Source organism: Gammaproteobacteria bacterium (genome assembly GCA_011375345.1).
Taxonomy (GTDB): Bacteria; Pseudomonadota; Gammaproteobacteria; order DRLM01; family DRLM01; genus DRLM01.
Window position 1 is genome coordinate 1 of record DRLM01000064.1, and the last position, 11713, is coordinate 11713.

Below are 11713 nucleotides of genomic sequence, written 5' to 3' on the forward strand. Positions count from 1 at the left end.
CCTTGCGCTGCGCTAATCTCATTCCTGTTCTCCTTACTTTGGTATCGAAGCAAAAATTTCCCCACGTAGGAATCTCAATGAATAAAAGGATTTATAAATACTTAGTTGTTTTTCGTGAATAGCAATATCATTTGCCCTTCTAGCTTCTCCCCAAGACCATCTTGCATACAGTGCAGATATTCCCGCCACTAGGAGTGCCAAAATTGATAGTACATCTGACATTTTCACGAAATCTCCTTTTATGCCTAACGATTGCGGGTAAGCGGACGGCCAGAAATGAACCCAAACAAGCGCCGCGGTTGACCGGTCCGCTTACCCGCCTTGTATGATGGATAAGAACTCTGAACTTGATGCATCGTAAGCGCCAACGTGCCCAACCCGATTCCCACATATCACAAGGCCCCCCGGCATCCTTGCCAATGGGGCCTTACGGGGACCTGTGCGAACGCGTCTTCTCCGCTGGCGATATTCCCTGCCGGTGTCGACTCTACTCCGCTGTGACAGGCGGCTCAACCCGCCATGGCAGCAGGGCCTCGAGCTGTTCGAGGGTCCCGGCCGCGCCGATATGCCGCAGCATATGGCGCAGGCAGGCGAACGGTTCCAGGCCGTCGGCCCTGGCCGTCTCGATATCAGGCTGTAGATGGCGGCGATGGCCTTGCCGGTCAGGCTGTCCTTCGGTACCCGGGTCAGGTTGTGATCCAGCCAGCGCTTGAGGTCTTCGAGCACCGCACCGGCCAGTGCCTGACGTTGTCGGGTCTTCTCTTCGGGCGGCGGTTTCTCGATGCGTTGTTCGATGGCATACAGCTTGCGGAGCTTGCCGATCGCCACGCTGGCCTTGCTCACCTTTTGGCCCTTTTTCTTTGCCGGCGCGGCTCGCCCGGCCTCGACGAACTTGCGCCGCGCGTAAGCGCCCACGATCGACACCTATTTCCTGACCGCCACTGGGAGCCTGTGAACTGCCCGCCATGTCGCCAAATGGCGGGCGGATTTCGCGGGTGACTGTCAATCAAACAGTCAGAACAGCCTGTTTGATTGCCGGGTCAATAGAAACGTGACTGCGGATTCACGGACAATCTGGCGGAGAGGCAGGGATTCGAACCCTGGGAACCGCGAGGTTCAACGGTTTTCAAGACCGCCGCTTTCGACCGCTCAGCCACCTCTCCATCGAGGGTGGCAAGATAGCAAAACGGGTAGAATCTGGCCAGCTTGCCGTGGGATCTTGAAGGAACCTGGGGAAATATTTTGTATCCTTTGGCGTGTTGGTGGGTGGCGCGGTGCCGGGTAAGGATGTCAAGAATTGATGTTAAAAATCCCCCCTCCCCTTTTTTCAAAGGGGGGAACAGGAACCGCGTTTTTTCTGGCAACCAGGATTTGGATACCCATAGGGAGGTCGTCATGGCGAGAGTGAGTCAATGGATGTTCTCAGGTCTGGCCGTGGTGCTTTTTCTTGCCCCGGGGGTTTATGCTGATGAGGCCCCGGTTCATCATGACCTGCGGCTTACTCTGATCCCTGCGGCACACACGCTGGAGGTGGTCGATACGCTGCGTGTTCCGCAGCGGTGGCCGGCGACGTTCGAGTTTACCTTGCACGACGGTTTGAAACCCCAGGTCACCACGCACGGGGTGAGCCTGAGCCGGGTGTTTTCCAGCGCAAGCGCCGGGAATGCGGGGATGAATCAGTCCTCTGGCGGCGAACGTGTGCCTTGGGCCCGTTATCGCGTTTCCCTTCCCGCCGGCATACGCCAGTTCACCCTGCGCTATGGCGGCCGCATTCATCATCCGCTGGCCGCACAGGGTGAGGAATACGGCCGCAGTTTCCGTGAAACGCCGGGCAGCATCGGGCCCGATGGCGTGTTTCTGGCCGCCTCCACCGCGTGGTTCCCCCGCTTCGACGAAGCGCCCCTTGTCACGTTTAATCTGGATATCACCGTGCCCCAGGGCTGGGATGCACTTTCCCAGGGCAAGCGCGCGCGTCATGAGACCACCGCCGGGAGTCAGCGGGTGCGGTGGGAATCGCCCGAGGCGCAGGACGATATTTACGTCAGCGCCGCGCGCTTCACTGCCTACCAGCGCAGTGCCGGCCGGATAAGCGCCATGGCCTATTTGCGCACCCCCGATGATACGCTGGCCGACAAGTACCTGGATGCAACGGTGCGCTATCTGGACATGTACAACAAGTTGCTGGGCCCCTATCCTTACAGCAAATTTGCCCTGGTGGAGAATTATTGGGAGACGGGCTACGGCATGCCCTCCTTCACCCTGCTGGGCCCGCGCATCATTCGCTTCCCGTTCATTATCGTTTCGTCTTATCCCCACGAGATATTGCACAACTGGTGGGGCAACGGCGTGTTTGTGGATTACCAGTCGGGCAACTGGGCGGAGGGCCTGACGGCCTATCTGGCGGATCACTTGTTCAAAGAACAACGGGGCCAGGGGGCGCAATACCGCCGCGCCACCTTGCAAAACTACGCTGATTTCGTGGCTGAATCCCAAGATTTTCCCCTGACCGAATTCCGCGCCCGCCACAGTTCGGTAACGCAAGCGGTGGGTTATGGCAAAACACTGATGTTCTTTCACATGCTGCGCCGCAAGCTGGGGGACAAAGCCTTCGTGGCCGGCTTGCGCAAGCTGTACCGCGACCGGCTGTTCAAGGTGACAGGATTTCGCGAGGTGGAGCAGGCCTTCACAGCGGTGAGCGGACAGGAGCTTTCGGATTTTTTCGCGCAGTGGATCCGCCGCCCCGGTGCGCCGCAACTCACCGTGAGCCAGGCACGGGCAGAGCGGGACGGCGACGGCTATCTGCTCACGGCCCGCCTGGCACAGACGCAAACGGGCCCCGCTTACCAATTGCAAGTGCCGCTCGCCGTGTCACTGAAAGGTCAGGCGAACGCTTATCAAACCGTTGTCAGACTCAGCGCCAAACAGAAGACACTGAAACTCCACCTGCCCGCCCGCCCCCTGCTGCTGGACGTGGACCCTGAATTCGATCTGTTCCGGCGGGTGAGCCGGGAGGAAATCCCCCCGGCGCTGAGTCTTGCCTTCGGTGCCCGGAAAAGCCTGATCGTGCTGCCCGGTGACGAGCCGCCCGCGTTGCAGGCGGCCTGGCAAGATTTCGCCCGGCAATGGGCGCGGCGGGGCGATGTCGAGATCAAACGCGACGACGAGATCGAAACCCTGCCCGGTGACCGGGCAATCTGGCTGCTGGGCTGGCATAACCGTTTCTTGCCCCAACTGAAACAGGCCTTGGCGAATAATTACAGCGCGGCGCTGAAAAGCTCCGGCATCAGCCTCACCCCCGGCGCAGGCAAGCCCTCCGCCGCCGTGGCCGTTACCCGCCACCCTGCCCATCCCGACCTGGCCCTGGCCTGGGTCGCCAGCGCGGATGCCGCCGCCGTGCCCGGTCTGGCCCGCAAACTGCCCCACTACAGCAAATACAGCTATCTGGGTTTTGAGGGCGACGAGCCCGTCAACACGGTGAAGGGCCAGTGGCCGGTAGTGGACTCGCCCTTGTCCATTGCCGTGACACAGACCGATGGCGCGCGTGTCAAACCCCGGCGCGCCGCACTCACCCCCCGCCACGCCTTGGCAGCGCTGCCTCCCGCCTTCTCGGAACAACGGCTGATGGACGATGCCCGTTGGCTGGCGGATCCCGCCCGCAAGGGCCGGGGTCTGGGCACGCCGGAATTGGACGACGTGGCGGATTTTATCGCCGGGCAATTCCAAAAAGCCGGTCTGCAAGGGGGCGGAGACGGCGGCGGCCACCTCCAGATTTGGACGGAAAACGTGGGTGATCCGCCCCGCACCATTACCCTGAAAAATGTCATTGGCGTGCTCCCGGGCAGCAACCCGGACTACGCCGGCCAAAGCGTGCTCATCAGCGCCCACTACGACCATCTGGGCACGGGCTGGCCGGACGTGCACGCGGGGGATGAAGGCCAGATCCACCCCGGCGCCGACGACAATGCCAGCGGTGTGGCCGTGCTGCTGGAGCTGGCCCGCACCCTGGGGCCGGCATGGCGGCCCCAGCGCACGGTGGTGTTTGCCGCCTTCAGCGGGGAGGAAGCCCGCCTGCTCGGCTCGCGCCATTATGTGCGCGCAAAAGCGGTCTCCCCCGCCACCGTCATCGCCGCCCTCAACCTGGACACCGTCGGCCGCCTGGGCAAGCGGCCGGTGACCGTATTCGGCACCGGTTCGGCACGGGAATGGGCGCATATCTTCCGCGGCGTGGGTTTTGTCACTGGCATTCCCGTAAAGGGCGTGCGTGACGACGCCGGCGGCAGTGATCAGCTGAGCTTTATCGAAGCCGGCGTGCCGGCGGTGCAATTCTTCAGCGGGGTGCATGGCGACTACCACCGCCCCGGCGACACAGCGGACAAGCTGGACGGCGCGGGCATGGCCACAGTTGCCAGCGTGGTCAAGGAAACCCTGGACTACCTTGCCACCCGTCCCGAAGCCTTGGCTTCAGCGCTGGCTGAGAACACCACTTCTGCGCTCCAACGGCCCCGCGCCAGCGGTCGCCGAGTGAGCCTCGGCACCGTGCCGGATTTCAGTTTTGAAGGCAAAGGCGTAAAACTGAGCGGCGTGCAAGCCGGCTCACCGGCCGAGGCGGCCGGGCTCCAAACCGGTGATGTCATCATCGGCGCCAATGGGAAACCCATTGGGAGCCTGCGGGACTTCGCCGCGTTGTTGAGGGGGCTCCAGCCTGGGGATGATATCTCACTGAACTATATTCGCGGTAAAAAAACGCTGTCCAGCACGGCGAAAGCGAAAGCACGCTAAAGGCCCTGCCGTGGCATATCAGGGAACTTCAGACCCGCCCGGGAGTCATTCTTGTCAGCAGCGGGTTTCGTTGCTCTTCAACAGGCGGCGGGTTCCTGGTCAGAGACATCCTGGCGAACCCATGCAAGGACAAAAATCAATAAGTTACAGCCTATTCCCTGAGCGGGACAATGTGGATTTTTCTGCCCCGGCCCGGTAAGCTAAGGCCCTGCTGTAAGACCCTGCGGCTTTTTCAACCCAAACCAGGAGGTTGTCCTATATGAATCCGTATCAACAGCCTAGTGTTGCCACCGCTGATTCAGCGCTGGCGACCAATAAGCTGATCCGGAATACTTATTCCCTGCTGTCCATGACCCTGCTGTTTACGGCGGTCATGGCGGGCGTGGCCATGGTGCTGCAAGTGTCCCCCATGGTGAGCCTGCTGTGCTCCGGGGGCGCGCTGATTCTGCTGTGGTTTGTGCTGCCCCGCACGGCGAATTCCGCCGCCGGCCTGGGTGTGGTGTTCGGCATCACCGGCCTGCTGGGCTTCGGCCTGGGTCCGGTGCTGAGCATGTACCTGGGTCTGCCGAACGGCCCGCAAGTGGTGATGGCCGCCTTCGGCCTTACCGGCTTGGTGTTCATCGGGCTGTCGGGCTACGCGCTGACCACAAAGAAAGACTTCAGCTTCATGGGCGGCATGTTGTTCGCCGGCATCCTGGTGGCCTTTCTGGCCTCCATCGGCTTGCTGATTGCCGGCATGTTCGGTGTCAACGTGTCCGGCTTTGCGTTGGGCATCTCCGCCCTCTTCGCTTTCCTGATGTGCGGTTTGATTCTGTTCCAAACCAGCCAGATCGTGAACGGCGGCGAAACCAACTACATCATGGCCACCATTGGTTTGTACGTGGCCATCTACAACCTGTTCACCAGCCTGCTGCATTTGCTCGGTGCCTTTATGGGCGAAGAATGAGCGGGATGAAGGCCGCTTGAGTTGCCTGTCAACCCGGCGGTTGATAAATTTGCTCCAAAGACTGCCCCGGCCCTGGCCGGGGCTTTTTTGTGATTCGGAAAATTCACAAAGCATTGCGAAACAACTCACCAACGACTGACGCCCACCGGCAGCGGGCCCGGTCAAAACCAAGCCAGCTTGTCGTGCAAACGCACAACTTCTCCCACGATCACCAAGGTCGGTGCGCGCACGTCGGTTTTCGCGACAATGCCGGGCAGGCTGGCCAAGGTGCCGATGAGCACCCGCTGCTCCGGTGTGGTGCCCTGTTCCACCAAGGCGGCTAGCGTATCTTGGCGCATGCCGTGATTCATCAGTTCAGTGCACAAGGTTGCCAGACCAGTAAGGCCCATGTACACCACCAAAGTCTGCGCAGGCTGGACCAGGGCCGGCCAGTTGAGGTCCATACTGCCGTCTTTGAGATGGCCGGTGACGAACAACACTGACTGGGCGTAGTCACGGTGGGTGAGCGGAATACCGGCGTAGGCTGCGCAACCGCTGGCGGCGGTAATGCCGGGAACGATTTGAAATGCCACGCCTTCCGCCGCCAGGGTTTCGATTTCTTCCCCACCGCGGCCAAAGATGAAAGGGTCACCCCCTTTTAAACGCAATACCCGTTTGCCTGCCTTGGCGAGCGCCACCAGTTCCGCGTTGATTTCCTCCTGACGCAGCGTGTGGAAAGAACGTTTCTTGCCGACATAAACGCGCTCGGCCTCGCGGCGGCAAAGATCAACAATGGCGGGACTCACCAAACGATCGTAGAGCACCACATCACATTGCTGCATCAAACGCAGCGCACGAAAGGTGAGCAGATCGGGGTCGCCGGGGCCGGCCCCTACCAAATAGACTTCACCCCGTCGCAGCGACTCTTCCGCCGCATCGTCCAACGCCTGTTGCAACGCCCGCTTCGCCGCATCGGTGCGGCCGCTGAAAGCCAGTTCGGCAATGTGTCCGGTGAGCGCCTGCTCCCAAAAGCGCCGCCGTCCCGCCGTGCTTTTCAAACGTGTTTTGACTTGCTCACGAAAACCTGCCGCCACACCGGCCAGACGCCCGTACGAGGCCGGAATCAAGGTTTCCAGTCTGGCCCGTAAATGACGGGCCAGAACCGGCGCCGTGCCACCGCTGGACACCGCCGCCACAACTGGCGAGCGATCAATGATGGAGGGGAAAAAAAAGGTGCAAAGATCGGGTTGATCGACAACGTTGACGGGAATGCCTTGTGTTTCCGCCAACTCGAACACCCGGCGATTGGTTTGCCTGTCGTTGGTGGCCGCCACCACGAGGTGAACGTTCGCCAAATCCTGATCAGCAAAAGCGCGCCGGATGTGGGTGATGCCTTGTTCGTCAAGCCGCTCCTGCAGATTGTGCACCAAGGCCGGTGCGACCACGGTCACCTGCGCGCCGGCCTGCAACAACAGGCCCACCTTGCGCGCAGCCACCTCGCCGCCACCCACCACCAGGCACCGGCGCCGCTTCAGCTTGTGAAACAAAGGCAGCAGGTTCACCTTATTCGATCACCGTCAGACCGCCCATGTACGGCCGCAAAGCCGCGGGCACGTGGATGCGGCCCGCGGCGTCCTGATAGTTTTCCATCACTGCCACCAAAGTACGACCCACCGCCAGCCCGGAACCATTCAAGGTGTGCACCAGTTCGGGTTTGCCGGTGGCGGGATTGCGCCACCGGGTCCGCAAACGTCGTGCCTGGAAGTCTTCAAAATTGCTGCACGAAGAAATCTCGCGGTATTTTTGCTGGCCGGGCAGCCACACTTCCAGATCATAAGTTTTCGCGGCGGCAAAGCCCATGTCACCGGCGCACAAGGCCATGACGCGATAAGGCAGCCCCAAACGCTGCAATACGGCTTCGGCGTTGGCCGTGAGTGATTCCAGGGCCTCATAGGAATGCGCCGGCGGCACCACCTGCACCAGCTCCACCTTTTCGAATTGGTGCTGGCGGATCATGCCGCGGGTGTCTTTGCCGTAAGAGCCCGCTTCACTGCGGAAGCATGGCGTATGGGCCACGTATTTGCATGGCATGCCGTCCGCGTCAATAATGACATCACGCACGATATTGGTCAGTGGCACTTCGGCGGTGGGAATAAGGTAGTAACCTGTTTCACCACTGAGTTTGAACAAGTCTTCCTCGAACTTGGGCAGTTGGCCCGTGCCGGCAAGGCTGTTTGCGTTCACCATGTAAGGCACATAGGTTTCCGTGTAACCGTGTTCACTGGTATGCAGATTCACCATGAACTGCGTCAAGGCACGATGCAGTCGCGCCAAGGATCCATTGAGCACAACAAAACGCGAACCGGTGATTTTTGCGGCGGTCTCGAAATCCATCTGGCCTAGACCGCTGCCCAGGTCCACATGGTCCCTGGGCTCAAAATCGAACCGCGCCGGTTCACCCCAGCGGCGCACTTCCACGTTGTCATCTTCGCTCAAACCCGGTGGCACGCTTTCGTGCGGCAGATTGGGTACGCCCAGCAAAACATCATGCAACTCCGCCTGCAAGGCGCTCAAGCGCTCTTCCGCTGCTTTGAGCTTGTCGCCCAAATCCGCCACCGCGTCCAACAACGGCTGAATGTCTTCCCCCGCCGCTTTTGCCTTGCCGATGGCTTTGGAGCGGGTATTGCGTTCATTCTGCAAGGTTTGTGTTTCCACCTGCAGGCTCTTACGCTCGGCTTCCAACTGGGCCAGGCGGGCCGTATCCAGTGCAAAACCGCGCCCGGCCAGACGCTGAGCAGTGCGGTCCAGGTCATTGCGAAACAATCGCGGGTCCAACATGGTGTTGCCTCAATTGAATAAACATATCCGGTGTTCGGCTGCCCTGTATCCGGGCTGCGTTTTAGTCTTGCTCATGTATCCACGCCGACCAGCTGACAATGTGGTCGGGTTTGATGCTGCTGGCCAGATGCCGGGTAATTTCGGCGGCTTTGTCCGGTTCGTCGAAAAACTCCACCACCAGCGGCAGGTCCAGGGAAAGATCCACCAAACTGGCGGTGTGCATATCACCTGAATTGCCAAAGCCGCTGATACCGCGAAACACGGTGACACCACGCACTTTTTCCCAGTCGTGCAGCCGGCGCAGCAGATTATCCAGATGACTGCCACGCTCGTTCAGATAAATTCGCACCACGGTGACTTCTTTGCGTTTCACAATCGCCTCCCCAGAGCCAGGCCCAGCCACGCCGCCGCCAGGCACAGCGCAACACTGAGCATGATGTTCAGCAGCGCCTTCACCGGCGCCCCGTTTTCAAGCAGATTCAGCGTTTCCAGAGAAAAGGTGGAGAATGTCGTAAATGACCCCAGCAAACCAATCAAGACGGCGGCGCGCCACTCCGGTGCGATGTTCAGGCGGTCGATGAAGAGCACGTAGAGCACACCCATCAACACTGACCCCAGCACATTGACCATCAACGTGCCAAAGGGGAAACTGCGCCCCAGTATGTTGTAAGTGGCGGTGGACACCCCGAAACGCAACACGGCACCCACGGCGCCGCCCACAGCAATGGCGATGAGTTGGTTCATATCGTTGCTTGTTTCACTTCCGAGCACACGGAATGCATTGGGCATCCGCTGTTGGTGGGAGCCGCCGAAATGCAGTGTCGCGGATGCGCCGCGCCTGGCGGAAAATCTGGATGCATACCCCCTTGTTTTACAAGGGAAGGCAGGCGTTACCAAACACAACAGTGACACGCACCCACATATGTTTTGCCCAGCGCCCTCCGTGGTTTATCCCCGCCGATGCTTGTTGTCCAAAGCCCGCAGCCCGGCCAGTTTTTCGCCGATTTTTATTTCAAGCCCGCGGGGAGCCGGATGATAATACACGCGCTCGCCCATTTCTTCCGGAAAATAGCGCTCCCCTGCCACGTAGGCATCCGCTTCATCGTGGGCGTATCGGTACTGTTTGCCGTAGTCCAGGGCCTTCATCAGTCGCGTCGGCGCATTGCGCAAGTGCAGCGGCACATCCAGAGAGCCTTCTTTTCTGGCATCGCTCATGGCCGCCCCAAAGGCGGTGTAGACGGCGTTGCTCTTGGGCGCACAGGCGAGATAGGCCACGGCCTGGGCCAGGGCCAGTTCGCCCTCGGGGCTGCCCAGGCGCGCTTGCGCGTCCCAGGCGGCCAGGGCCAGCTGCAGGCCGCGGGGGTCGGCGTTGCCGATATCCTCCGAGGCCATGCGCACCACACGGCGGGCGATGTAGAGGAGATCGCAGCCACCGTCCAGCATGCGGGCCAGCCAGTACAGCGCAGCGTCGGGGGCGGTGCCACGCACCGATTTGTGCAGGGCTGATATTTGATCAAAAAAGGCCTCGCCGCCTTTGTCGAAGCGGCGCACGCCGCCGCTCAGCACCTCGTCCAGCAGTGCTTCGGTGATGTGCCCGCCATCAGGGCCGGGCCCGGCCAGATCGGCGGCGATTTCAAGAAAGTTCAGCACCCGGCGGGCATCACCATCGGCGGCCTCACAGAGACGATCCCGCAGCTCCCCGGCCATGTTGGGGGCATGCTGACCCAGGCCGTGGTCAGAGTCAATCAAGGCGCGGTCCACCACTTGGCGCAAATCCGCCGGCGTCAGGCGCCGGAGCACGTAGACTCTGGCACGGGACAAAAGCGCGTTGTTCAATTCGAATGAGGGGTTTTCGGTGGTGGCGCCAATGAAGGTGAAGGTGCCGTCTTCGATATGAGGCAAAAAGGCATCCTGCTGGGCCTTGTTGAAGCGGTGCACTTCGTCCACGAACAGCACCGTGCCACGCCCCTGCTCTGCCTGCCATTGGCGGGCTTGCTCCACGGCGGCGCGCACGTCTTTGACACCGGCCAATACGGCGGAGAGACTGAGGAACTGGGCGTCCACCCGCCGGGCGATGAGCCGCGCCAGGGTGGTTTTGCCTGTGCCCGGTGGCCCCCAGAAAATCATGGAGTGCAACCGTCCCGCTTCGATGGCCAGGCGCAGGGGTTTGCCCGGACCGAGCAAATGCTGCTGTCCGGCAAAGCTGTCCAGCTCCCGCGGCCGCATGCGGTCCGCCAAAGGTTGACCGGCGCGGGCGGCGGCATCGAACAAGCCGCCGCTGGTCATTCGCCCACCACGTCCACTCCCGGCGGCGGAACAAAGCGGAAGGCAGCCGGATCCAGGGGGGGGTTGCGTTCTACGGCGCTGAAATCCAGGCGGGTGGTTTGATTGAAGCTGTCTTGCAACTCCATACGGCGCAATGTCTGACCGTCAAAGCCCAGCCGCACTTGCTGGAAATTGCCGTCCTTGGATTTGGGCAGCAAGCGCGCCCACTCCAGGCCGTCTGCCTGGCCGTCGTCGAAAACCGTGAAGGATTCTTCCAGGGGCCGGGTGGTGCTGAGCAACTGAGCCGGGGTGTCACCCAGCGTATCATCCAGCGGTTTGACGGTGATCTGTTCCAGGTCCACGTCATACATCCAGATTTTCTCGCCATCTGCCACGATGAGTTGTTCGTAGGGTTCCCGGTAGTCCCAGCGGAAACGGCCCGGGCGTTGAATCATCACCGTGCCGCTGGCCTGTTCGTTGACGTTGAGGCGTACGTCCTGCACCGTCTGCCGAAACTCGGCGCGCAGGGTGGTCAGGCCGTCGAAAAAATCCGCCAGCCGTTCCGGGCCGGAGGCCTGGGCCGCTGCGCTGAACAGGGCGAAACCCAGGACCGCCATCCAACTGTTAACCCGGCAATCAACCAGGCCGTCCTGACCTGTTTGATTGCTGCCCGCGACATCCGCCCGCCATTTCGAAAAATGGCGGGTGTTTCGCGGACTCCCAGTGACTGGCGTCAATGGCGGCACATCCCGGTGCCGCAATGCCTTGCGCCAGGCCTCGATCTGCTCGGCGTACAGGCCTTTCCGGCGACAGTATTCCGCCAGCCCGGCCTCATTCAGGGAGGCGGCCTCCAATACAATGGCAAACTTGTCTTCCGACGACCATTTCTCCGGATTCTTCCCATCG

Annotated in this window: 9 protein-coding genes and 1 tRNA gene; 2 read left to right on the top strand and 8 right to left on the bottom strand. The window is 61.0% G+C overall.

Translation table 11 applies throughout. The features are described 5' to 3' along the window. Nucleotides 1–312: 312 nt before the first annotated feature. Together ENJ19_04760 and ENJ19_04765 are read right to left on the bottom strand one after the other, a co-directional pair. Entirely contained in the window at nt 313–924 is a 612-nt protein-coding gene (locus tag ENJ19_04760; GenBank protein ID HHM05039.1) for a hypothetical protein, read from the bottom strand. A 151-nt stretch (nt 925–1075) separates the two neighbouring features. Beyond that, nucleotides 1076–1163 (bottom strand) — tRNA-Ser (locus ENJ19_04765). A gap of 253 nt (nt 1164–1416) precedes the next feature. On the opposite strand from ENJ19_04765, the gene ENJ19_04770 reads away from it, so the two are divergent. Further along, entirely contained in the window at nt 1417–4779 is a 3363-nt protein-coding gene (locus tag ENJ19_04770) for a M20/M25/M40 family metallo-hydrolase (protein HHM05040.1), read from the top strand. Between the two features lie 259 nt (nt 4780–5038). Next, a complete protein-coding gene (locus tag ENJ19_04775; protein ID HHM05041.1) occupies nt 5039–5725 on the top strand; it encodes a Bax inhibitor-1/YccA family protein in 687 nt (228 codons plus the stop codon). Between the two features lie 161 nt (nt 5726–5886). Here ENJ19_04775 and cobA read toward each other — a convergent pair whose 3' ends face one another. From cobA to lolA, 6 genes are all read right to left on the bottom strand, one after another. Continuing rightward, entirely contained in the window at nt 5887–7266 is a 1380-nt protein-coding gene (cobA, locus tag ENJ19_04780; protein ID HHM05042.1) for a uroporphyrinogen-III C-methyltransferase, read from the bottom strand. 1 nt (nt 7267) lies between these two features. Further along, complete coding sequence (locus ENJ19_04785; GenBank protein ID HHM05043.1) at nt 7268–8542, bottom strand: serine--tRNA ligase; 1275 nt, start codon at nt 8540–8542, stop codon at nt 7268–7270. A gap of 61 nt (nt 8543–8603) precedes the next feature. Next, nucleotides 8604–8915 carry a DUF190 domain-containing protein gene (locus ENJ19_04790; protein ID HHM05044.1) on the bottom strand — a complete coding sequence of 104 codons (312 nt, stop codon included), beginning with the start codon at nt 8913–8915 and terminating at the stop codon, nt 8604–8606. After that, a complete protein-coding gene (gene crcB / locus ENJ19_04795; GenBank protein ID HHM05045.1) occupies nt 8912–9286 on the bottom strand; it encodes a fluoride efflux transporter CrcB in 375 nt (124 codons plus the stop codon). The genes ENJ19_04790 and crcB overlap by 4 nt, the downstream gene beginning before the upstream one ends. 204 nt (nt 9287–9490) lie before the next feature. Continuing rightward, nucleotides 9491–10828: a replication-associated recombination protein A gene (locus ENJ19_04800; GenBank protein ID HHM05046.1), complete on the bottom strand. Its 1338-nt coding sequence runs from the start codon at nt 10826–10828 to the stop codon at nt 9491–9493. Next, nucleotides 10825–11424, bottom strand: a complete 600-nt coding sequence (gene lolA, locus ENJ19_04805) for an outer membrane lipoprotein chaperone LolA (GenBank protein ID HHM05047.1) — start codon at nt 11422–11424, stop codon at nt 10825–10827. Before lolA ends, ENJ19_04800 begins: the two co-directional genes overlap by 4 nt. Nucleotides 11425–11713: the final 289 nt, after the last annotated feature.